The organism is Peptoanaerobacter stomatis, assembly GCF_000238095.2.
Lineage (GTDB): Bacteria > Bacillota > Clostridia > Peptostreptococcales > Filifactoraceae > Peptoanaerobacter > Peptoanaerobacter stomatis_A.
The window spans coordinates 130,981-154,589 of sequence record NZ_JH815225.1 but is presented as its reverse complement, the minus strand read 5'-3'; the positions used below and the strand labels follow the sequence as shown (position 1 = coordinate 154,589).

Here is a 23,609-nt window from a genome sequence, read left to right as displayed (position 1 = left end):
CCATACAGTTTTTAATGAATTCTAAATCTTACCTATTTCATTAGCAGCCTTTTGCATAATTTGGTCGTAAGAATTTATAACCTTTTGGTCGGATTCAAACCCTCTGAACATTTCAATCATATCTACCATTTCATCAATAGTATTTACGTTTGAACGTTCAAGGTAACCTTGAAGCACTTTACCTTCAAATGCCTTTTCTTGAGGCTGTGTATTCCCAATCATCTGCATATAACTATGCCCATATTTTTGCATATCTTCTTTATTGGTTATATCAACAAGGGCAAGTTTACCTATCTGTTCTCTTTGACCATCATTGTTCAATGAATATACGCTACCATCTCTTTTAAATTCAACTAATTTGGAGTTTTCAGGTACTGTTATTTGATTGTTATCTTCTGAAAGTACCGTATTATTGAGATAGTCTTTAATCACCCTATTTTCATCCATGGTAAAAGCTCCACTTCTGGAATATTTTATGCTGTCTGTACCATTTATTCTTATCTTAAAAAATCCTTCACCTTCAAGACTTATATGCATAGGGTTTTCTGTTCTTTCTTGACTGCCTTGATTGAAATTAATCATAACTCTATCTCTCAAAGCACCAGAATTTATTGTACCTATTGATTTTCTCGCCTCAGGTATTATAACTTTTGCAACAGCTGTTCCTCCGGCTGTCAAATTGCCTAATGAATCTATTGCAATTTCACCTTGTGGCACATTTATCTTATTACCGTCTACATCTAACAAATATGCTCCGAACTTAGTTATAACATCGGAGTTATACTCTCTGTATACAGTCCTTAAATAACCTTCTTCATCTCTTACTAAACTTGCTGATTTATGATAGCTGTTGCCGTTTTTATCCTCAAGCTGAAGATAACCTCTCGTTATATCTATATCTATTCTTGTATTGCCATCTCTAAGTTGTTTATTGCTTACTTTTGCTCTGTTTGGAAAAGCACGAAGATATCCTTCGTTATTTTCTCTCTTATACAAAAGTTTCTCTGAAAATGCTTCTATAACGTCTACATCTTTTTTAAATCCGGTTGTATCAACATTTGCTATATTATTGGATATGGTTTCTATTCTATTTTGCTTAGTCAGCATAGCATTTGCCGCTGTATATATTCCTCTAAACATAATATCTCCTAAAATACAATTTTAATATATTATCGGTATGTTAACACAAAAAGTTTAGATTATTACAAAATAATATAGATACAGAACAAATTATTAAAAAAACTATATTGTTATTGTATTATCTTCTTCTTGAATTTGTAGATCTTCCCAGATGTTTTAAAGATTTTAATGATTCTCCGGTACCTTTTACAACACAAGATATCGCTTCTTCCGCTATATAAACTTTTATTCCTGTTCTCGCTTCAATAAGTTTATCCAATCCCCAAAGAAGTGAGCCTCCTCCGGTCATAAGTATACCTTTATCAGATATGTCGGCAGATAATTCAGGCGGTGTTCTTTCAAGCACTGAATGAACTGCATCTGCAATTTGAACTACACTGTCTTCAAGAGCCTCTAAAGATTCTTTTGATGAAACTTTTACAATTTCAGGAAGTCCTGATAACTGATTTCTTCCTCTAACTTCCATATATATATCTTTATCTCTATGGTAAGCAGAACCTATGTTCATCTTTATTTCTTCAGCCGTTCTTTCTCCTATAAGCAGGTTATGTTTTTTCTTCATATATTTCATGATAGCTTCATCGAATTTATCTCCGGCCATCTTTATTGACGTACTTTCAACTATACCACCTAATGATATTACAGCTACATCCGTTGTACCCCCACCTATATCTACTATCATAGATCCGCTCGGTTGTGCAATATCTATTCCTGCTCCAATCGCAGCCGCAATCGGTTCTTCTATCAAAAATACGTCTCTTGCTCCCGCCTCCATAGTAGCATCTATAACTGCTCTTTTTTCAACTTCTGTAACTCCGGAAGGCACACATACTATTATTTGAGGTTTAAAAAATCTAAAAAGACCTACTCCACCTGTAACTCTTTGTATAAAATTTTTGAGCATCTTTTCAGTCATATCATAATCTGATATAACTCCATCTTTAAGAGGTCTAACAGCCACTATATGTCCTGGAGTTCTACCAAGCATTCTTTGAGCCTGCTCTCCTACTTCAAGCAATTTCCCTGTAGAAGTATCCATTGCAACAACTGATGGTTCCTGCAAAACTATTCCTTTTCCTTTTACATACACAAGCACAGATGCAGTACCTAAATCTATTCCTATATCCGGTGAAAAACTCATCACGATAATTATCTCCTTAATTATAAAATTATAAATTAAATCATTATTTATTATATATTTCAAATGTTTTTTAAGACTGTTTAAATATAATATTACCGTCTTAAATTTACCTTAATTCTAATCTTCAATTCTCTTTATAGTTCCGCCCAAAGCACTTACTTTATTTATTATATCTACATATCCTCTTTCAATATGATATATATCAGATATTTTAGTATCTCCTTTGGCTATCAATCCTGCAAGTATCAAAGACGCTCCCGCTCTTAAATCGGTAGCCTTTACTTTTGCACCTTGCAACTGTTCTATACCGTTTATCATTGCGGATTTACCTTCTATTTTTATATCCGCTCCCATTCTTTTCAACTCAGCCACATTCATAAATCTATTTTCAAATACTGTCTCAGTTACTATAGAGCTACCTTGAGACACTGATAACAATGTCATAAATAATGACTGCATATCTGTAGGGAAACCGGGATGTGGCATAGTTTTTATATCTGTGGACTTTATTATATCAGGGCCTTTAACTCTGATAAAATTTCCACCTTCTTCAACAATACATCCTACTTCAAGCAATTTTGCAATTACAGGTCTTAAATGGTCGCTTATCACATTTTTTATAGTAATATCTCCTCTTGTAATAGCTGATGCAACCATATATGTTCCTGCCTCTATCCTATCCGGTATTACTGTATATTCCACTTCATTCAATTTTGAGGCGCCAGTTATTCTGATTGTATTTGTTCCTGCCCCTCTTACTTTTGCACCGATTGCATTTATAAAATTTGCCAAATCTACTATTTCCGGCTCTTCTGCCGCATTTTCAATTACTGTAACACCATCTGCAAGTGCAGCCGCCATCATTATATTTTCAGTAGCACCCACTGACGGAAAATCCAAGTAAATCTGGTTTCCAATTAATTTAGTAGTATAAGCATCTATGCAACCATGCTCAACATCTATTTTAGTTCCAAGCGCTTTAAATCCTTTTAAATGCAAATCTATAGGTCTTGAACCTATCGGACAACCTCCGGGCATAGATACAGTTGCTCTTTTAAATCTTGCCAATAAAGGTCCCATCACCAAAAACGATGCTCTCATCTTGCTCACAAGGTCATAAGGAGCTTCATTTGTTCTTATATTTTTAGCATTTACAATTAATGTATCCCCTTCAAATTTTACATCTGCCCCTAAATAACTTAGCAAATCACATATAACTTTAACATCGCTTAAATTAGGAACACCCTTTATTACACTTTGGCCATCCACCAAAAGAGTAGCAGCTATTATAGGAAGCACAGCATTTTTTGCCCCGCTTATCTCAACTTCTCCTCTTAAACTATCGCTTTGGCTCACTAATAAATATGCCAATATTAACAAATCCTTTCATATTTTATTCAGCTTCTATACTGAATATCAAGCTGCTTTCTTTGTAAGAAAAATTTATTATGTTACTATTTATCTTCACTCTCGGTAACTCTTTTTCTTTTCTTATATTATAATTTTTATCTAAAATATTTATATCTCTAAGGTATTCCTTACAATCATTATAGTTTTTGCCGACTATTAAAGAAATTATAACCGACACATTCTCAATATATGCCTTTTCAAAATCAGCGTCTTCTCTTGGTATGCCTATAACACCAATTTTTTTTACTTTGTCTGAATATTGATAAACAGCTATTAAACTGTTTGTAGCCGAAGAACTTTCCTGCAAAAAAGAGTATTCTCCGTTATTTTCTATTATATCTTTTATTGATTTGTCATAATCGAATTTATCTTTATTTTTAACTATAAATTGTTCATATTTTGAGGCAAAATCATCTTTTGAAAAATCAAAAGTCTTTGCTCTATATCTCATAGAAAAAAAATTCATTCCCAGTAAAATAGCCAATATGACGAATAACACAATTTTATTACCCCTTGACATTTTACTTCTATGAAAATTTTTTCCTTCAATAACACTTATAGCACGCTCAAAACGTGCTTTTCTATAGTCTCTTATTCTTTGTGAGCGTCTCTTGCCTCTCATAAGCATATCCCCTTAATGCAAAAAACAATATAGTTATGCTTTTATAAGCTCTGATGCTATCTTTTTAACTTTAGATGCCCAACTACTGTCAGTAGAATATTTTAAGCCTATAGCATCCACAGAATATCCATTAAAATAATCTCCATTCGGACTCAAATAATTATTAGAGAGATGTTTTGCTACATCATATATACTGTCTTTTTTAGTGTTATATGATTTCGCAGATGTATATGGGCTTGAATCATATGCTTGATAACCGAACAAATTATTTTTATCCAAAGCTATTTTACTTCTTCCAAAATTAGATTCCAATTTTGCCATAGACATAAGCACTATTGAATTTATGCCATACAAATCCTCTGCACGTTTAAAATCTTCGCCAAGTCCTTCTAACGGCGTTCCTGAAAGTTTTGAATTGAGATATTCAGCAGAATAATTAGATTTTTTTCTAACATCCGTTGTATCCAAAATTCCATTTATGAGTATAGACCCAACTGTTTTTGCAAGTGGTTTCACAGAAGAAAAGCTGTCTTTTGAAATCTTAGAATTATCAGAAAACACTGCACTATCTTCAGTATTTTCTGTTTTTGTATCACCATAATCAAAAATTATATTTTCATCAGTTAAATTTTTATCTTCTTTAAAAATCCCAAGCTTATATTTCAATATGGAATCAAATCTATTTTGAGCATTATAATATGATTGTGACGGCCCTACATAATGTTGAATATATGAACTTATTTTTATATCCACTTGTTATCCCTCACTCTATTTAAACTTATATTATACAAATTCAAAACTTAATACTTATTGATTATTTTCAACAACCAGTAAAATATTTAATAAAAATGTTTAATTAATATAATCAAACAACATCAATATAAGTTTGCATAATTATATCTACAATATTATAGCCGTTAATCACTTATTTTGTCAATATTTAGCACAAATAAATTAAATTATTTTTGTAAAAAAGTCAAACATTTTTGACACAAAGCCTATAATATAATTTTGATTATTGTATATCATATTTTTTTAACAATATATGCGGGTAACCCCATATATTGTTAAAAATTTTCTAAATCACACTCTCGCTTTTTCTATATAATCTTCTAACATTTCATTTGCAGTTTTGAATTTCAAAACTTTCTTCGCTATATTGTTTTGCCTTTTTGCATATCTTTCAAAACTCTTATACATCTCTTCTTCGCTCTTGAATCTTCTATTTGCATAAAATTTCTCACTATCTTCTCTATGACTTCTTTCTACATACCCATTTTGCCACGGACTGTATGCGGCTGTTAGTTTATGCTCTATACCTAATTCTTCTAATGTTTTTTGAAATCTACTTTTTTTATTTGTTCTGTCTTGCTCATTTGTAAATTCTAATCCATTATCTGTTTGTATTTGCTCTATTTTAAATCCCATTTCTTTTTCTAATGTATTTAAGTAATTACTTGTTTCGTATGTGCTTTTTTCTTTTACAAGCTTCAATATTCTTTTTCTTGTATATACATCTATACCTGTTATTTGATAATATCTGTCTACTTCACTTTTAAATCCTATGCATTCTAACGGTACATATTTTATATCTACTTGTACTTGCTCTCCTGGTCTTGTTACTTTGCTTACTTTCTTTTCTTTCTTCTTTTTTCTAATTTCTTTTTTTTCTTGTATAGTTTTTAATTTTAATTTTTTTATCTGTCTTGTCATTGAATCATAGCATCTTGTATATCCTTTTTCTTGTAACTTTCTGTATACTTGTGCTAACCCTTCATGCTTATGATATCTATAGCAATGTTTTATCTTTTCTTGTTCTTCTGCTGTGTGCTCTTTTGGATGGCTTTTTGGTTTTGTTGACTCTTTTCTTAATGATTCTATTGTTCCATCATATCTTTTCATCCAATAATGTACATACTGTCTTGTTACATGGTATTTTCTTGCTGCTTTTGCATTATTTTTTTCTTTTATTGCATATTCTATTATTTGCTTGCGTCTTTTCATTCCTTCTGTTATACTTTTATTCATAAGAAAGCCTCTTTACTGATTTTTATTTTTTCCAAATCTTATTATATCAGTTGGCTTTCTTTTTTTATACTTTTTTGTCACAAATCTATTGTAGCATAACATAGCACAAATAAATTAAATTATTTTTATACAAAAACCTATTTAAATTAGAATAGGCTAAATTGTTTTACAAGTAAAATTTCTAAAGCTTTTACAAATATCCGACTTACTGATGTTTATAAAAAAACAACCTATCAAAATATATTTGATATAAAACTATATTATATTTGTAAAAAATTATACTTTTTAAAAATAAATATATAAAATTCAAAAATATAATAATTCATAATAGTATTTAGTATGAGCATTTTATTAAAAAATATCTGGATTTATAATATTTTCTAATAAAATTATGAACAACATATATAATTATACAACATTAATATAAATAATTTATTTAAAAAATTAATTGTTATGTTTTTATATTATTATTCTATAAGATTTTAGTATTACATTAAATAGCAGTAATATTTTTATAAAAGATACTTATTCAAATTATATAGCATATAAAAAGCCAACGCATAAATGCGTTGGCCAAATTTTAAGCAACAATTATTCTGGTTGAGGTGCGTCTACAGGACATACTCCTGCACATGCTCCACAGTCTATACATGCAGATGCATCTATAACATATTGAGAATCTCCTTGAGATATTGCTCCTACTGGACATTCAGGTTCGCAAGCACCACAACTTATACAAGTATCATGAATTACATATGCCATATTAAATTCCTCCTAAATAATATAAAAAATTTTGTTTTATTAAATTCAATTGATAATTTAATTTTCTTTTCGTATTATATCACCTATTTTTTCATTTGTAAATACTTTTATTTAATTTTTTATATTATTTATTCTATAGCATTATTGTATTTGAATAAACAAGTCTTTTTAATTTATAGATATTTATTATCATTAGATAAATATTTTTCTTTTAAATCGAATTATTAATTTTGATAAAAAATCCACTTTTCATTATCAATTAATTGTTCAAAAATAATTATCATTTTTATAATTTAATCATTGAGCCATAATCTTTTAGCTTTAAATTATTTATATCATAATATTTTATATGATTTTCTTTCAATATTTTTTTTAAAATATCTCCTGTGCTTATACTGTTTATATCGCCAAAAAACATTATTTCATTGTCATATATCAAACAGCTTCCTCCTAAAAACCCATTATATCTTTCGCTTAAATATATATCTTGACATTCAATTAAATAACATTTTAAATTTTTAGAAATCAATGTTTCATATATATTTGAATCTGATGTTATAAATCTATCTTTCGGCAAACTTATTGTCGAACATCTTGCATATCCTTGCTTCACATTTATAAATTCCAATCCTTTTTCTTCAGCCAATTTTCTCACAACGTTATCCATATAATTTAATTTTCCTATTATATATTTTCCAGTTACTACAAAATTATAGGCTATATCATATGGATATTTACCTCTTAATATTGTTTCTCCTTTTATTATCTTGAAATCTTTTATCTTTTCATACATCAAATTATATGTATCAGGCTCTATGACTGTAACATCACCTAAATCGCACGCTGCAATATCCGGATGTCCGCATATTTCATAATAAAGATTTTCATTTTTTAATGTTTTTATATATTCAATATCATTTTTCTTGAGTTCATTTTCTATTTCTTCATCAATCCTAAAATCCACAAGAAAAGTTTTATTTGAAAGTTTATTCATATATTTCCTTTAATACTAAATCTTTTTTAAATTAAATAATGCCTGATTATACCAAACATATTTCAATAAATTATTATATGTATTAATGTTATATAGTTATATAAGTTATACATAATTTTATTAGAAAATAATATAAATTATTTTACAATAAGAGATTAGATTATTTCAGCATATTACACTAAAATAATCTAATCTCTTATAACACTAATCTTTATTTATCTTCAATACTGACATAAATGCTTTTTGAGGAACTTCAACGTTTCCTATCTGACGCATTCTCTTTTTACCTTCTTTTTGTTTTTCAAGCAATTTTTTCTTTCTTGATATATCTCCTCCATAACATTTTGCAAGCACGTCTTTTCTATATGCGCTTATAGTTTCTCTTGCTATTATCTTCGCGCCTACTGCCGCTTGTATCGGCACTGGAAATTGATGCTTAGGTATTTCATCTTTCAATTTTTCACACATTACTCTACCTCTTGTCTGTGCAGTTGTTTCATGCACTATAAATGATAATGCGTCAACTTTTTCTTTATTTATAAGTATATCAAGTTTTACAAGTTCTGATTGCCTAAATTCCTTAAACTCATAATCAAATGAACCGTAACCTCTCGTTCTTGACTTTAATGAATCAAAAAAGTCATATATAACTTCATTAAGCGGTAATTCATAATGCAACATCACTCTTGTAGCGTCCAAATACTCCATATTCAGCATTGTCCCACGTCTTTCTTGTGACAACTCCATAACTGCACCTACATAGTCTTTTGGCACGATTATATCCGCTTTTACTATCGGTTCTTCTATTATTCTTATTTCTTGCTCAGTCGGTAAATTAGTAGGATTTTGTATCATAAGTACGGTATCGTCAACTTTTGTTACTCTATACACAACAGACGGCGCTGTAGTTATGATGTCAAGGTCAAACTCACGTTCAAGCCTTTCTTGTATGATTTCCATATGAAGTAATCCAAGAAAACCACATCTAAATCCAAAACCGAGTGCAACAGATGTTTCCGCCTCAAACTCCAAAGCTGCATCATTTACTTGCAATTTTTCAAGTGCATCTCTTACATTTTCATATTTTTCTCCTTCGGCAGGATAAACTCCGCAATATACCATCGGTGTTGCTTTTTTATATCCCGGCAATGCCTCATCAGTAGGAGTATCTGCCAAAGTTATCGTATCTCCTACCCTACAACTCCTTATATCCTTTATAGAAGCCGTTATATAACCTACATCACCTGTAATAAGTTCATCTACTGCAATATGTGTTGGCGATATTATACCCACTTCAGTTACTTCAAAAGTTTTTTTAGTGTTCATCATAAGTATATTATCACCTTTTTTGATTTTGCCGTCAAACACTCTTACATATGCAATTACTCCCTTATAAGCATCATAATAAGAATCAAATATAAGTGCTTTAAAAGGTTTATTGATGTCTCCTGACGGTTTTGGCACTTTTTGTACTATGGCTTCAAGCACATCTTGTATATTAAGCCCTTGCTTAGCAGATATTAAAGGTGCATCTGATGCGTCAAGTCCAATTATTTCTTCTATTTCTTCTTTTATTTCATCAGGTCTTGCACTTGGTAAATCTATTTTGTTTATAACAGGCACTATCTCCAAATCTTGATCAAGTGCAAGATATACATTGGCAAGAGTCTGAGCCTCTACTCCTTGAGCAGCGTCAACCACTAATATCGCTCCCTCACAAGCCGCAAGCGAACGTGATACTTCATAACTGAAATCTACATGTCCCGGAGTATCTATTAAATTGAAATAATATTCTTCTCCATCTTTTGCTTTGTATATAAGCCTTATGGTTTGCAATTTTATAGTTATTCCTCTTTCACGTTCCAAATCCATATTATCAAGCAATTGCTCTTTCATATCTCTACGAGCAACCACTCCTGTATCTTCTATCAATCTGTCCGCAAGAGTAGATTTTCCATGATCTATATGTGCTATTATACAAAAATTCCTTGTATGATCTATCTTTTTCAAAAAATTTCTCTCCTAACAAAAATATATTTGTTCTATTATACTAAATATTAGTGTGTTAAAACAATATAAAAATTTAAAAATTGTTAAAATTTTATATAATTACTTTTTTTATAATTTTACAAAAATTACCACAATATATCTAATTATGATACTTATTTATTATTTATAACTTATATATTATATATAATACTATTTTTTATATTTTAAAATTATATCTACTTTTTTATAATTATAATGTAAATTTAGTAGACATTTAGTCCAAAATATTTTATAATACTATATAAATGATTATTATACTATATTAAATAATCATAACGTATTAATTTTTAAAATATATATGGAGGTACTTAAGTATGATTAATAAAAATATTCCAGACAGACCAACTTATTTCTTACTAATATTATTTGGACTTATATTAAATATTTCACTTTTCTTTGCTTTTCTCAGTATAGGTAAATACGAATTAGTTTATTTGGACTTTATCGGTACAATTATATTGCTGATAAACATATTTTATATATTTAAAAACCAGCGGATTGCTGTACTTTCATCACTTATAGAAGGTACTGTACTTTATACTGTAATTACATATATATTGGGCTGGGAGTACAGTTTTCAAAACTGGCTCATAGCTTTATGCTTTTTAGCAATAACAGTACCTTTTCCAAATAGAAAAATTTTCTATATATTGGCAGTAATTGAATGTGTATTATATTTTATATTATATTTTGATGTAAAACTTGATTTTTCTAACAGAAACTTGACATTTTTGACGGTATATTTTTCTCTTACGAATATAATCGGTCTTTTCGGAATGATTTTATTTGCAGAAAAAGTCCTAAAATGGTCTGCAAATATGGAAAAAGCATTTTTTCAAGACAAATTTGAAAGAATGGAAAATATTATGTATACCGATAGACTTACACAACTATATAATAGACATAAAGCTGACGATGTTCTTAGTAATATAGATGATAATATACAGAATTTTTCTGATAACGAGCATTTTTACATCGCCTTTGTAGATATTGATAATTTCAAAAAAATAAATGACACATACGGTCACGACATCGGCGATGACATACTTGTTATGATATCGAATATATTGAACAAGAAAACAAAAAGTTCTGATATGATATTCAGATGGGGCGGAGAAGAGTTTTTAATGTTGTTCAAAACTCCAAAAGGTCAAGAAAAAGCCTTAAACGATAATATTGTGTACAGCATATTGGAGAGAATAAGAACAACAGTTGAAAAATCTTCTATAATCATAAACAACAAAAAAATAAACACAACTATAACATTAGGTGCTGCAAGCTCCAAAGAGTCTTCAAATGTAAAAGAAATAATTAAACTTGCAGATAAAAAAATGTATAAAGGTAAAAACAGCGGAAAAAATAGAGTTATTATGTAATATTTAATATAACATCAATATATTTTAAAAAATGAATATTAATGTTTATAAAAATTATTCTCATAATTGATACTAAAACTCAATAGAATTACAAAATAATAGCACTTTGTAAATTTAATAAAATACAACATTATTTATAGACTTCTTAATATAAACTATCTATTCTTCTATTTGAAATTAGTATGAATAATATTTATAAAAAATCTTTAAAGGGCAATGCACCTATGATATAATAAAAGAGTTAAAATAAATTTAAATTAGGTGATAAAAAATGGGAAAAGTAAAGGTATTAGTGCCCGAATACTTAAAAGATTTTACCTGTATAGGTTCCAACTGCGAAGAAACCTGTTGTAAAAATTGGAATATAACTGTAGATAAAGAAACATATAAGAAATACAAAAAATTAAAAGACAATATTTTTCATCCTCTTAAAGATAATAAAGTAATAAAAAATAAAAAATCTATATCTGATGAAGATTATGCAATTATAAATCTTGATAATAAAAATGGAAACAGTTGTCCATTTTTAAATGAAGATTTACTATGTAATATATACATAAATCTTGGCGAAGATTATATGTGTGACACTTGCAAAACATATCCAAGGCATTTCAACTCTGTAGATGATGAATTAGAAATGTCTCTTACCCCATCATGCCCTGAAGCAGCAAGAAAAATACTATACTCTCCTAACGGAATATGTTTCGAACATATAGAACTTGATTACCAAAAATATATGAATTATAAAAAAAGGATATATACAAAAGGCAGATTTGTAAGCAAAAACGCTCACAAATATTTTTGGAATATCAGAATAGCTTCAATTACAATATTGCAGAATAGAAATATTGATATAGTGTCAAGGCTTACTTTTCTTGGCATACTTTACAAAAAAGTAAATGCGCTTATAAAACAGAAAAATTATCAACTAATAGATGATGAAATAATAAAATTTGTAAATACATTAGAAAATTTAAACGATAACTCTCTTTTAGACAGTTTATCTGAAAATAAATTCCAACAAGCATTATTGTGCAAAGAAATAATACTTAGTTTAGAAAACATTTCTCTTAAAAACAAAGATTCATCAATCTCTATTTTTATAAATTCTACAATAGATTTTTTTAAAAACGATAAAGATGATAATACATTGTTAAATGAATATAATTTTGTTATAAAAAATAAAATAAGACCTTTTTTTGACTCCGATATAGGTAGCATGATGATTGAAAATTATCTTGTAAACAAATATTTTTTAGATTTAATGCCTTTCACATATCCTGATGATATATGGAAATCTCTAATAGTATTATGTGGAGATTACTTTATAATAAAATCACTAATGTTTGGAATAGCAAAAGATAACGATAGCATAAAAAAAGAAGATTTTTTCAATATAGTACGTGCTGTTTCAAGAAGCTTGGCACATAACAGTAATTATTATCATTACTTAATTCAAAACATAGAAAACTGGGAACTTAATACCTTAGGAGGCATGTACACTTTAATAAACAATTAATTTATAAAAAACTATGATTTTATTGCAAACTCTATTTGAATCAAGAGATTCTCAAATTGTTTTGTGAGTTAAATTAATAACACTTTTATAAATACCTGCAAAGCAGATATTTATAAAAGTGCCCCAAGCAAAATATATTTTATCATTATATAAAAAATATCTATTTAATTTAATTGAATAAAATTAAATTAAATAATATACTTACTAACTTCATCTTTATAAAATCAATTAATTTATATTTAATACTATCGTTTTATTAATTGCATATAAATTTAAAATATTCATTATTTTTTATTTGCTATTATTATAATTTAGAATACAGTATCTTACCTGATTCATTTTTGGGAATGTTTTTTATTTTTTTAAATCTAAATGCAGACTTATTAATATGCAAAGTATCCGACAAAAAATCACTGAGAATCTTCTCATCTAATAATTTTGTATAGTAAACAATCATGTTATCATCTTTCCCTGAGCAAATCAACTCATTTTCAGTAAATTGAGAATTTAAAATTCTTTCAACTTCATCAAGATTGACTCTGTTACCAAAAATTTTCAAAAATCTTTTCTTTCTTCCAACTATATAATAATATCCATCTGCGTCAAATTTTGCCATATCACCTGTTACAAGTCTGCCATTTCTTTCATCATCTTTTGATAAATCCTCTATATTTTCACTATATCCAAGTGTTACATTGTCACCATAATAAACCAATTCCCCTATAACTTCCGGAGTATCTATTATATTATTATCAACATCTACTAACTCAAAACGTCCATTTGGTATAGAAATTCCCATACTTCCTATTTTTTCAATAGACTTATCGTGCGGAAGATATCCCATTCTTGCTGTTGCTTCAGTTTGCCCATACATTACTACAAATTTTTTATCATTTTTTAATGCAAAGTTTGCAAATTCTTCGTGAAGTTCAACTAATAATTTCCCACCTGCTTGTGTCATAGTTTTTAAATAAGGTAAATCCATATCAAAAAATCTTATTTTTTTGAGCATTTGATACGTATATGGTACTCCTGCAATGGATGTAGCTTTATATTTTTTTACAAAATCCCAAAAATCTCTTTGTATTATTGATTTATTGGTAACAAGTATCGTTGCTCCTACTAATAAATGACTATTTATAACCGATATACCATAAGTATAATTAAATGGCAATGTAGTAATAGGCTTTTCATATTCATTTAATTCCAAGTATTTAGCTATTGCACTTGCATTAGAGTTTATATTTTTATAGCTTTGTCTTACTAATTTAGGAGAACCTGTACTCCCTGATGTAGTAAGAAGAATTGCCAATTCATCACTAAGATTATGCTTTTCATAATAATCAGTTTTTAAAAATATATAATCTCCATTACTTAATACTTTTTTATAATCAAATTTTTGTTTTTTCATACTAATATTCAAAATCAAATATGAAGGCTTATATATATTTATCAAATTATTACACAATTCTTCATCTAAATCAGGAGAAATCATAACAGGTACAATCCCATTATTTAGAAGACTTATATAGATAGATATACAATCTATACTGTTTTCACAAAATAAGAATACAAGAGTTCTTTTTTTTATATTATTTTTAATTTCTAAATTTATTTTTTTATATTTATCTTTATTTAATAAATTTCCTCTATAATCTATAATTATAGGTTTATCATTATATCTATCATCTAAATTATAAAATTCCATAACAATATCTTCTTTCATTTTTCTATTAATTCAATAATAGCCATATTTTTCATAATATAAAAACAAACTTTCTTTTTAAAATAACTGGAATATTTAGGCTCTTTTAGCATTTTAAGATTCCTTGATTTTATAATAAGAGTTTCAGACAAGAAAGCTAAATGATAATTTTTATTATTCTTTTTAATATGTTCATCAAGTATATTACTATTAGGGAGATTTTCTAATAATTCAATTCTTACACCACTATCGCTATTTAAAAATATTCCTCTTATACCTTGCTCATAATCATTAAAAAAATCTGTTTCCTCTTTATATCCTAACATTTTATAAAGCATGATTTCATCTGATATGGATTTCGTAGCTATTCCTATATGATGAAATTCCAAATTTTTAAATATATCTTCTTGTGTATTCATTAACATCGCCTTTTCTCTATAATCCACCATCTACTCTTATAACTTGACCAGTAATATAACTTGAATACTCTGAAAGTAAAAATAATGCTACATTTGCTATTTCGTCAGTATGCGCTATTCTCTTTAGTGATGTACTATCAATATATATTTTTTTCTTTTCATCACTAACATTACTTATCAAATCTGTATCTACTATACCTGGAGCAATGCAATTAGCTCTTACATTATATGAGCCTAATTCTTTAGCTATTGATTTTGTAAAAGAAAGAATTGCTCCTTTAGTAGCAGAATATGATGCCTTTCCATCACAACCATCTATTGCCACTGTAGAAGTAAAGTTTACAATACTACCATTCTTCTGTCTTTGCATTTTCTTACTTACAAGTTGTGTAAGTAGAAAAATAGAATAGAAATTCACAGACATTTCATCTTTAAAAACACTTGATGATGTCATAGAAAATAATGTATTATTCATAATACCTGCAGTATTTACTAAACCATCTATTTGTTTTTTTTCAGAACTTATTTCTTTATATGCATCTTTTATATTTTCTTCACTTCTCATATCTGCATATATAGGTTTTATAAAAATACCGTTTTTTCTTTCTAAATCTCTTAAAAAATTTATATATTCATCAGTTATATTTCTACTTACAGCCCAAATATTTGCCTTATTGGATGCCAATATCTTTACTATTGATTTTCCTATGCCTCTATTACTTCCTGTAACTATTATATTTTTATCATTTAACATTTTATCATCCCTTAGAATTGTATATCATATTTTTTTAATAATTCTTTTCCTTTTTCATAAGAATCAAAGTCTATCATATCATCTGTTTCAAATGATATATCAAAAGCTTCTTCTATCGCAAAAATAAGAGACATATGAGCAACTGAATCCCACACTTTAAGTTTTTGATAAGTAGGATTTTCTTTCAAATCATTTTCGTTTATTGAAAAAGTTCCCATAAAAACAGCATTGTATTTTTCTATATTTGTCATAATAAATTCTCCTTTATATTTAATAATATCACAATTTTATAGCTATATATCATATTCAAAATTCTATTTTTTGAATTTTAAATATTTATGTTTAATAAAAATTTGGTCTATCCTGATCAGCATCACCTTTAAATAAATAAAAATTGTCTTTTTCAGATATATAAAAATGTATATCTATATTTTTTTGTACAAAAGGCTCAAAATAATTTGGAATTACGTTAATATCATTACTGTCTTTTTTTATAAAGCCTGAAGAATTTAATATATCTTCGCTTATACCATATTGATAAAAATCGACATATTCATAATTATTTTTACACATTAATTCTCCCAAAGCATTATATATATGTTTTAAATCATCATCAACTCCAAAAAAATCTATTATTCTTAATTGTCTTGATTCTTCTACACACTGCTCTCTTGTAATAATTATAGAATTACATTTACCATAATCACCTATTATTCCATATGTTTTATATTTATATATAGGATGTTCAAAATATCTATATTTTATATAATCTTTACTTTTATACGGTTTTCTATCTCTACACACACTAAAATTAAATTCCGACAGTAATTTATTAAATTCAAAAAATTCTTTAAGTTCATAATTTTTATTTGATGTAGGGTTTTCTAAGATTTTTCTATCATTTATTATAGCTATTTTATATTCTTTTATATCATTTAGTCTATAATAATGCTCTAATGTACCTATGGTATAACCTAATTTTCTATAAAATAAAAATGTAGTAGTATTTATACCACAGCAGCAGGCTATTCTTGAATTTGTATTATTAATAACATATCTCAAAATTTCATATCCTAAAAGAGGATTTGTACTATCTATAGACTTCCATAATGCTGTAGCTATATCAGGCTTATCTTCGTTAGAATACGGTATGTATCCTATAAGACCTAATATTTCTTCTGAATCATTTTCTGCTATTACATAAGTAATTTTGTCATCTATTTTATGCTGATATTCAAAAAAATTTTTATTATTTGCAAGTATATGATTTTCAGCCCAGTATTTTTTTATAAATGTCATTATTTTTGAAACATCATGAACATTAGCAAATCTTATCTTTACTTTACTTTTCATAAAATCTCCTTATACTAAAAGTTAATACAATAATGGATATTTCTGTTTTTAAGAATTGATTAGCTACCAAAAATTAAGCATACTTAAAATAAATATCTCAATATAAATTTTATCTATTAATTAAGCAGATATTAGTATCAATTATTAGATTTCCTGCAGTATACCATCGCCCCTTGTTAAAAATATATCTGTTTTTGTAGAAAAAGCATATAATCTTCCATAATTAGTAGGTGATTTTCCATTATATGTATATGAATAATCTATATCTTTTTTTAATATAAAGCCTGAATCAAGCAAAATTTTACTATCAAATCCATAACATAAAAAATCAATAAAGTTACAATCGTACTCATCTGCTAATACCGACATATCTATATTGTTTATATATTGGTAATTACCTAAATAATCTACTATACACAAAATTTTTTTTTCATAATTTATCTTAAAAACAATAATACAAAGCAAAGTATCAGCATCATACAAGGCATATATTTTATAATCTAAAAATAAATTTGAAATATATCTTTTTAAAAAATAAGAATAAGTTTTATAAAAATTAACCTTCATATTAGAATATGACTTTTCATCCAAAAAATAAATATCTGATGTGAGATTTATTAGTTTTAAATTATTGGAATTATACTTGTACTTGTATTTATCTACTATATAATATTCGAAATTCAATATATTGGGTGCAAATCTCCTATGAGATATAAGTGATTCTTTAATTTCAGTTATTCCACAAAATATATTTGGCTTTACAGTGTCAATCATATATTTTCTTGTTAAAAAACCTGTCATAGGAGGTGATTTTTCATTAGAAGACCATAATCCAGAAAGCATAAAATGTTTATTAGGCATATAATAACTTGATAAAGACAATATATTATCACTTTTATCACAAGATATAACGCAATTCATATTATACTCATCAAAATCTAAAAATTCATTTTTAAAAAAATCTTTCTTTTCATAATATGATTTTCTTTTTTTAAAATTAGTTTTCAAAAAATTTATAATCTTATCTAAGTCATTTATCGTTGCTCTTTTAAAAAACAAGTTGTTATCCATAATTAATCTACCTATATATTATTCTTGACAACATATTAATAATATCATATCCGTCCCAAATTAAATCTAATTCCAATGATTTTCCGAATGGTACAATTCTATCAACACCTTTTGTACCAATTTTTTTTATAAAGTCTACTATTTCACCGGAAACAATGCCATAATATGTTATTGTTTGAGTTTCTTTTTTTAATAATGGTGCAATTTCATCATAAGAATCAATAGATATTTGACTAAATAATCCTAACTTACCTTTTATTTTTATTGTAGAATTTTTTATTGAATTGAGATTCAATATATATATATAGTTATCATATCTTTCCAACTTATCTATTTCTTCATAAATTGTAGCATATTCACATGCAAGAGTATATTTTTCACTTGCATAAACATCTTCAATTTCCCATTTTTTTACAGTATTATAAACAAATTTCCAAAAAATATCTTTAGATTTTTTCAATAATTCATAATTTTCGACATCATTTTTCCATACTATCAGATGTGGTGAAGAGCAAGCATTCTGATCTATTAAATAAGTATCATTATAAAAATTTTCTGATAATCTTTTTAATTGCTCATCTGATGAATCAAGTATACTTTTTGCAGATATTATAGAAAACGAATATCTATCTGCAAAAGTTAACTCCATAGTTCGTGTATTTATAGGGGATGTTCTTATTTCATTTATTGTATTATCTCCTCCCCAAATAATTCTAACATCACATAGATTGGAATAATAATCTGTAATTTTTTTATTATGTTCATAAGATATTATACTTATATTATTTTTAATACTACTATACTTATCATTATCTAAAATATTATTTATACTATTACATATTATTTTTGTTTGCTTGAAATCTTTTTTTGAAACTCTTACTATATTTATATTACCAGATAATAATCCAAATACTAAAGAAAATGCAAAGTTTATCGGCACATTAGATGGTGCAATATGAAAAACTACTCCTTTTCCTATTCTTGTCATTGAATTTGCATACAGCTCTTTCTTTTTTAGTATATTAGATTTTCTTATATAAAACGCAAATGTTATTATATCAGGATACAACTTCTTGTCAGTAGTATTCATTAAGTGTATCGACAAATCATTCAAAAACTCACAAATTAAACTGTCAAATATATCTAAAATCTTCCCTTTATATATATCAGATTTTATATAATGATATACATTATTTTCTCTCATAGGTATCACTACATCCTCTAATTTCAGCATTTTGTATTCTGCCTAATATTTTAAAATACTTTCCTTTTCTATTGCAAGGACAATCATCTTCTCCTAATATTACTCCTTCATCTTCTGTAAGTATATTATGTCCAGGATATGATTCCGGTATAAGAGATATTAGCTGTATAATTCCTTTTTCTCCTATATCACATATAGAAAAGTCCTCTTTTCTCCTAATAATAATATCTGAATATGTACTTGTGTGCATATTTCCATGTTCACAAGTAATATATATACTGCCAGTTTGTTCAGCCATGCCATAAAATTCTGATATTCTTTTTATATTTGCTACTTGATTCAAGGACTCTTTAAAAGCCATATCAGATATATTTAAATTTTTCAGTTTTTTCCAACCGCCACCATGAAGTAGTATAACATTTGATAAATCTAAAGTTTTTCTACGTCTTTTTAATTCTTCGTAAAAATATTGCCATATTATAAAAGTATATCCAAATATGAAAATATCTTCATTTTTATGTTTCTCTAAAAATTTTTCTAATAAATCTATATCCAAATTCATATTATCATCAAGTGCAAAAATTTTATCTTTTGCAAATAATGAAAAACCAAGTATACCAGATTTTCTTGCTGAAATAAAATTCGGATCGCTCACAACTCTTTTTGTATCTATTATTATCATAGGCATACGATTATGAGTAATAATACTGCTCATTATCTTTATTAGAGTTTTTTGTTGGTATAAAGATGTGGCTCTATCTAAATATATTTTTGAAACTTGCTGCCCTGTTGTTCCTGATGAGGTCATTTTTTTAAATATTTCATCATCAGGTATGCTTTTTAAATCCAATTCTTTAAAAAGTCTAATAGGTAAAAATATTTGTTCTTCAACATTATAATTTTTATTTTTATCGAATCCTAAAAAATCAAGAATTTTTCTATAATCATCACATTTTTCATAATGCAATTTAGTTAGATAATTTAATCTTTTTAATAAAAGTATTTGTTTTTCAGCTTTAGTTAATGAAAATGGTTCATATTTTAAGACATCATCATATTTCATATATATCACTTTCTTTATTAATATTAAATTCTTTTTTATAAGCGTCAAATACTGCTTTTGATACAAGAGGTGCTATTCTTCTGTCAAGGGCGCTTGGTATTATATAGCTCGGATTTAATTCACTATCACTTATAGACTCAGCTATTGCATTTATTGCAGCCAATTTCATACTATCTGTTATCTTTTTAGCTCTTGCATCCAATAATCCCCTGAATACTCCCGGAAAAGCTAATATGTTATTGATTTGATTTTCATAATCTGACCTACCAGAACCAACAATAAATGCCCCATATTTTTTTGCAACATCTGGATATATTTCAGGAACAGGATTTGCCATAGCAAAAACTATAGATTTTTCATTCATAGATCGTATCATACTTTCATCTAATAGATTAGACGAAGATACACCTATAAAAATATCCGCATTATTGACAGCATCTTTCAAGTTACCCGTTATTAAATCTTTATTCGTAATATCAGCAATTTCTTGTTTAAATAAATTGTCATTTTCTCTATTTTTATATATTATACCTTTTCTATCGCAAACTATTATATTTTTTGCTCCAAGTAACATTAACATATTAAGTACACCGTATCCGGCAGCTCCAGCTCCATTTATGCATATTTTTACTTTTTCTATAGGTTTATTTACTAACTTAAGTGCATTCAATAAAGCTGCACTTACTACTATTCCTGCTCCATCTCTATCATCATGAAAAACAGGTATATTAAGTTCATCAGATAATCTTTTTTCTATTTCTATGCACTTTGGTGCAGCTATATCTTCTAAATGGATAGCACCAAATGTAGGTGATATATTTTTTATTGCAGATATTATTTCTTCTGTATCTTGTGTATTCAAACATATAGGAAAAGCATCAACATCTGCAAATTCTTTCATAAGCATAGCCTTACCTTCCATAACGGGCATACCTGCTTTAGAGCCTATATTACCAAGACCTAATATAGACGAACCATCTGTTACAACAGCCACCAAATTCCCTTTTGCAGTATATTCATATATAGAGTCTGGATTTTTTTGTATTTCTTTACAAGCAAATGCCACTCCAGGAGTATGTGCCAAACTGAATACTTCCTTACTATTTATATTTATCTTGCTTTTTATACCAATTTTTCCTTTGTTTTGCTTATGGAGTTTTAACGCCTCTTCTTCAAAATTAACCATAGCTCCTCCTAAATTATATTTATTTAAATAAAATATTAAATTTAAGTATTTTTGCTTTATATTAAAATTTGATAGAATGCTATAAAAATTATACTGTATAAAATATGATATTATTTATAGACTTATTTTTATAAAATATCTATTATTTTATTAGATAATAATATTAAATATATAAATAAAATCATTTAGATTTCGGATAAAAATCATTTGTATCAAATCTGCTTAAAGTCAATGCATTTTTTAAATTTAATTCAGTCTTTGCAATTTTTGTTGAAAATCCCAACTTACATCCTTTTTCTATAGCATAAGATACAGTGTCCTTATTATATGAACCATATGGATAGCAAATAGTTAAGCAATTCTTATCTATTATTTCATCCCAAAAATAAATACTTTTATCAATATCTTTTTTCATATCTTCTATGCTCATATTTTTTAAATGTTCATGATTATATCCATGTAATCCAAATGACATACCACTTTTTATCATAAGCTTAATCTGTTCCATATTCATATACGTTTCATTAAGCAGTATATTCTTTTTGCTGATGTCATTTTCCAGTACATATTCTAAAAATAATTCATCTACAATTTTATTTCTCAATTCATACGGTAGATATGTCTGTAATACTCTTTTTAAAAATATTATATTTTCATTATCAAATCTGCTTTTTTCTACATTAATTTCATTAAAAATTTCATCATTCGATGGGTAATTAAATTCGATTCCTCTATAATAATCCAATTTTTCATATAATTTTTTAATAAGAGAGTTTTCATCTGCAACAGCAAGTATATAATGTATTTTATTAACATCCAGTAATTCATTTTCATTTAATATTTTTGCTGGCATTGAAAAAAAACCTCTAATTCCATTGTTTTTTAAAATCGGAAATACATTGGTGTAATGATCTAAATATCCATCATCAAATGTCAAAAAAATAGAATTTTCTTTTAATTTTTTCCCACCATATATAGCTTCAAAAATATCTTCCAAACATATAAACGTATATCTTTGTTTAAAATATTCAATCTGTTTTTTAAACTCTGACAATTTTAGCCCTTTTATATTCGGATATCTTGTGTTTTCAAGCTCTCTCACATAATGATACATAACAATGGTTATTTCGTTCATGAGTACTTTTACACCCTCTATATAAAATTTACTATAATTCTTTATATAACAACAAATCTTCTATAATTATAGTAATTCTTTACTAATTTGTCTATTTTTTATATTTAATATTATTAGTTTCAAATAAAAAAATACACTATAGACAATATAGAGTATAACAAAAAAAACTCTTTTTTTCAATATACTCCAATTATTACGTTTATTTTTATTCACTAATTAAACTAATACTAAGCCCACATAGAATAATAGATAATTCATATAAGAATACTATAATTTACACATATTTTTTATCGTTCTGTTAAGCTTTATACTAAAATCTAATAGAACAATGGAAAAACATAATAATTAATTTTTTTAATAAACTATTTATATTGATGTTATATAATTATATAAGTTATCCATAATTTTATTAGAAAATAGTATTAGTATAAATATATATAGTACATAATTGCTATATTTTTAATAACTATTATTTTTGCAACTAAAAAAAGCACTATATAATACATCTAAGCATTATATAGCACTTTCTTAAAAAATATTATACTATCTTAATAATTGTAATACTTGTTGTGGCAATTGATTTGCTTGTGCAAGCATTGCTTGAGATGCTTGTGTTAATATGTTGTCTTTTGTAAACTTACTCATCTCTTTTGCCATATCAGTATCTCTTATTCTTGA

The 23,609-nt window shown here is 26.8% G+C and carries 22 protein-coding genes; 2 read left to right on the top strand and 20 right to left on the bottom strand.

Translation table 11 applies throughout. The annotated features are described in order from the left end of the window. Positions 1 to 21: 21 nt before the first annotated feature. The 9 genes from HMPREF9630_RS00630 to lepA form a co-directional block, all read right to left on the bottom strand. Positions 22 to 1,140: a flagellar basal body rod C-terminal domain-containing protein gene (locus HMPREF9630_RS00630; protein ID WP_009526613.1), complete on the bottom strand. Its 1,119-nt coding sequence runs from the start codon at positions 1,138 to 1,140 to the stop codon at positions 22 to 24. Positions 1,141 to 1,258: 118 nt separating this feature from the next. Beyond that, positions 1,259 to 2,281 (bottom strand): rod shape-determining protein, encoded by a 1,023-nt coding sequence (gene mreB, locus HMPREF9630_RS00625; protein ID WP_009526612.1) that lies wholly within the window; start codon positions 2,279 to 2,281, stop codon positions 1,259 to 1,261. 117 nt (positions 2,282 to 2,398) lie between these two features. Next, positions 2,399 to 3,652 (bottom strand): UDP-N-acetylglucosamine 1-carboxyvinyltransferase, encoded by a 1,254-nt coding sequence (gene murA / locus HMPREF9630_RS00620; RefSeq protein ID WP_009526611.1) that lies wholly within the window; start codon positions 3,650 to 3,652, stop codon positions 2,399 to 2,401. A 22-nt stretch (positions 3,653 to 3,674) separates the two neighbouring features. Further along, entirely contained in the window at positions 3,675 to 4,313 is a 639-nt protein-coding gene (locus HMPREF9630_RS00615; protein ID WP_009526610.1) for a hypothetical protein, read from the bottom strand. 33 nt (positions 4,314 to 4,346) lie between these two features. Then, on the bottom strand, positions 4,347 to 5,066 hold the full coding sequence (locus tag HMPREF9630_RS00610) for a glucosaminidase domain-containing protein (protein WP_009526609.1): 720 nt from the start codon (positions 5,064 to 5,066) through the stop codon (positions 4,347 to 4,349). A gap of 330 nt (positions 5,067 to 5,396) precedes the next feature. After that, entirely contained in the window at positions 5,397 to 6,341 is a 945-nt protein-coding gene (locus HMPREF9630_RS00605; RefSeq protein WP_009526608.1) for a DDE-type integrase/transposase/recombinase, read from the bottom strand. 591 nt (positions 6,342 to 6,932) lie between these two features. Continuing rightward, the gene (locus HMPREF9630_RS00600; RefSeq protein WP_009525956.1) at positions 6,933 to 7,103 is read right to left on the bottom strand and encodes a DUF362 domain-containing protein; all 171 of its coding nucleotides are present in this window, start codon (positions 7,101 to 7,103) and stop codon (positions 6,933 to 6,935) included. A gap of 286 nt (positions 7,104 to 7,389) precedes the next feature. Then, on the bottom strand, positions 7,390 to 8,097 hold the full coding sequence (locus tag HMPREF9630_RS00595; RefSeq protein ID WP_009526607.1) for a DUF6873 family GME fold protein: 708 nt from the start codon (positions 8,095 to 8,097) through the stop codon (positions 7,390 to 7,392). Positions 8,098 to 8,301: 204 nt separating this feature from the next. After that, positions 8,302 to 10,107 (bottom strand): translation elongation factor 4, encoded by a 1,806-nt coding sequence (lepA, locus tag HMPREF9630_RS00590; protein WP_009526606.1) that lies wholly within the window; start codon positions 10,105 to 10,107, stop codon positions 8,302 to 8,304. A 353-nt stretch (positions 10,108 to 10,460) separates the two neighbouring features. On the opposite strand from lepA, the gene HMPREF9630_RS00585 reads away from it, so the two are divergent. Beyond that, complete coding sequence (locus tag HMPREF9630_RS00585; RefSeq protein WP_009526605.1) at positions 10,461 to 11,522, top strand: GGDEF domain-containing protein; 1,062 nt, start codon at positions 10,461 to 10,463, stop codon at positions 11,520 to 11,522. 271 nt (positions 11,523 to 11,793) lie between these two features. Next, positions 11,794 to 13,041 carry a flagellin lysine-N-methylase gene (gene fliB, locus HMPREF9630_RS00580; protein WP_009526604.1) on the top strand — a complete coding sequence of 416 codons (1,248 nt, stop codon included), beginning with the start codon at positions 11,794 to 11,796 and terminating at the stop codon, positions 13,039 to 13,041. 304 nt (positions 13,042 to 13,345) lie between these two features. Here the strand turns inward: fliB and HMPREF9630_RS00575 are convergent, their stop codons facing one another. From HMPREF9630_RS00575 to HMPREF9630_RS10135, 11 genes are all read right to left on the bottom strand, one after another. Then, positions 13,346 to 14,749, bottom strand: a complete 1,404-nt coding sequence (locus HMPREF9630_RS00575) for an AMP-binding protein (RefSeq protein ID WP_141567338.1) — start codon at positions 14,747 to 14,749, stop codon at positions 13,346 to 13,348. 14 nt (positions 14,750 to 14,763) lie between these two features. Then, positions 14,764 to 15,165, bottom strand: a complete 402-nt coding sequence (locus tag HMPREF9630_RS10035) for a VOC family protein (protein WP_009526602.1) — start codon at positions 15,163 to 15,165, stop codon at positions 14,764 to 14,766. A gap of 16 nt (positions 15,166 to 15,181) precedes the next feature. Further along, a complete protein-coding gene (locus HMPREF9630_RS00565) occupies positions 15,182 to 15,919 on the bottom strand; it encodes an SDR family NAD(P)-dependent oxidoreductase (RefSeq protein WP_009526601.1) in 738 nt (245 codons plus the stop codon). A gap of 11 nt (positions 15,920 to 15,930) precedes the next feature. Then, on the bottom strand, positions 15,931 to 16,170 hold the full coding sequence (locus tag HMPREF9630_RS00560) for an acyl carrier protein (RefSeq protein ID WP_009526600.1): 240 nt from the start codon (positions 16,168 to 16,170) through the stop codon (positions 15,931 to 15,933). Positions 16,171 to 16,261: 91 nt separating this feature from the next. Beyond that, a complete protein-coding gene (locus tag HMPREF9630_RS00555; protein WP_009526599.1) occupies positions 16,262 to 17,272 on the bottom strand; it encodes a hypothetical protein in 1,011 nt (336 codons plus the stop codon). Between the two features lie 144 nt (positions 17,273 to 17,416). Next, positions 17,417 to 18,343 carry a hypothetical protein gene (locus tag HMPREF9630_RS00550; protein ID WP_009526598.1) on the bottom strand — a complete coding sequence of 309 codons (927 nt, stop codon included), beginning with the start codon at positions 18,341 to 18,343 and terminating at the stop codon, positions 17,417 to 17,419. A gap of 7 nt (positions 18,344 to 18,350) precedes the next feature. Beyond that, positions 18,351 to 19,577, bottom strand: coding sequence for an acyl-CoA reductase (locus HMPREF9630_RS00545; RefSeq protein WP_009526597.1), 1,227 nt, complete (start codon positions 19,575 to 19,577; stop codon positions 18,351 to 18,353). Then, on the bottom strand, positions 19,534 to 20,610 hold the full coding sequence (locus tag HMPREF9630_RS00540; protein ID WP_009526596.1) for a LuxE/PaaK family acyltransferase: 1,077 nt from the start codon (positions 20,608 to 20,610) through the stop codon (positions 19,534 to 19,536). Before HMPREF9630_RS00540 ends, HMPREF9630_RS00545 begins: the two co-directional genes overlap by 44 nt. Beyond that, a complete protein-coding gene (locus HMPREF9630_RS00535) occupies positions 20,600 to 21,796 on the bottom strand; it encodes an NAD(P)-dependent malic enzyme (RefSeq protein WP_009526595.1) in 1,197 nt (398 codons plus the stop codon). Before HMPREF9630_RS00535 ends, HMPREF9630_RS00540 begins: the two co-directional genes overlap by 11 nt. Before the next feature lie 181 nt (positions 21,797 to 21,977). Next, entirely contained in the window at positions 21,978 to 22,931 is a 954-nt protein-coding gene (locus tag HMPREF9630_RS00530) for a polysaccharide deacetylase family protein (RefSeq protein WP_009526594.1), read from the bottom strand. A gap of 543 nt (positions 22,932 to 23,474) precedes the next feature. Further along, on the bottom strand, positions 23,475 to 23,609 hold a 135-nt coding region (locus HMPREF9630_RS10135; protein ID WP_009526593.1), incomplete at its 5' end, for a flagellin.

Bases quoted from the DNA above. Each gene is read 5' to 3' on its own strand.
- HMPREF9630_RS00630 (WP_009526613.1), bottom strand. From the start codon at position 1,140: ATGTTTAGAGGAATATATACAGCGGCAAATGCTATGCTGACTAAGCAA.
- mreB (WP_009526612.1), bottom strand. From the start codon at position 2,281: ATGAGTTTTTCACCGGATATAGGAATAGATTTAGGTACTGCATCTGTG.
- HMPREF9630_RS00615 (WP_009526610.1), bottom strand. From the start codon at position 4,313: ATGAGAGGCAAGAGACGCTCACAAAGAATAAGAGACTATAGAAAAGCA.
- HMPREF9630_RS00605 (WP_009526608.1), bottom strand. From the start codon at position 6,341: ATGAATAAAAGTATAACAGAAGGAATGAAAAGACGCAAGCAAATAATA.
- HMPREF9630_RS00600 (WP_009525956.1), bottom strand. From the start codon at position 7,103: ATGGCATATGTAATTCATGATACTTGTATAAGTTGTGGTGCTTGCGAA.
- HMPREF9630_RS00595 (WP_009526607.1), bottom strand. From the start codon at position 8,097: ATGAATAAACTTTCAAATAAAACTTTTCTTGTGGATTTTAGGATTGAT.
- HMPREF9630_RS00585 (WP_009526605.1), top strand. From the start codon at position 10,461: ATGATTAATAAAAATATTCCAGACAGACCAACTTATTTCTTACTAATA.
- fliB (WP_009526604.1), top strand. From the start codon at position 11,794: ATGGGAAAAGTAAAGGTATTAGTGCCCGAATACTTAAAAGATTTTACC.
- HMPREF9630_RS00575 (WP_141567338.1), bottom strand. From the start codon at position 14,749: ATGGAATTTTATAATTTAGATGATAGATATAATGATAAACCTATAATT.
- HMPREF9630_RS10035 (WP_009526602.1), bottom strand. From the start codon at position 15,165: ATGAATACACAAGAAGATATATTTAAAAATTTGGAATTTCATCATATA.
- HMPREF9630_RS00565 (WP_009526601.1), bottom strand. From the start codon at position 15,919: ATGTTAAATGATAAAAATATAATAGTTACAGGAAGTAATAGAGGCATA.
- HMPREF9630_RS00560 (WP_009526600.1), bottom strand. From the start codon at position 16,170: ATGACAAATATAGAAAAATACAATGCTGTTTTTATGGGAACTTTTTCA.
- HMPREF9630_RS00555 (WP_009526599.1), bottom strand. From the start codon at position 17,272: ATGAAAAGTAAAGTAAAGATAAGATTTGCTAATGTTCATGATGTTTCA.
- HMPREF9630_RS00550 (WP_009526598.1), bottom strand. From the start codon at position 18,343: ATGGATAACAACTTGTTTTTTAAAAGAGCAACGATAAATGACTTAGAT.
- HMPREF9630_RS00545 (WP_009526597.1), bottom strand. From the start codon at position 19,577: ATGCTGAAATTAGAGGATGTAGTGATACCTATGAGAGAAAATAATGTA.
- HMPREF9630_RS00540 (WP_009526596.1), bottom strand. From the start codon at position 20,610: ATGAAATATGATGATGTCTTAAAATATGAACCATTTTCATTAACTAAA.
- HMPREF9630_RS00535 (WP_009526595.1), bottom strand. From the start codon at position 21,796: ATGGTTAATTTTGAAGAAGAGGCGTTAAAACTCCATAAGCAAAACAAA.
- HMPREF9630_RS00530 (WP_009526594.1), bottom strand. From the start codon at position 22,931: ATGAACGAAATAACCATTGTTATGTATCATTATGTGAGAGAGCTTGAA.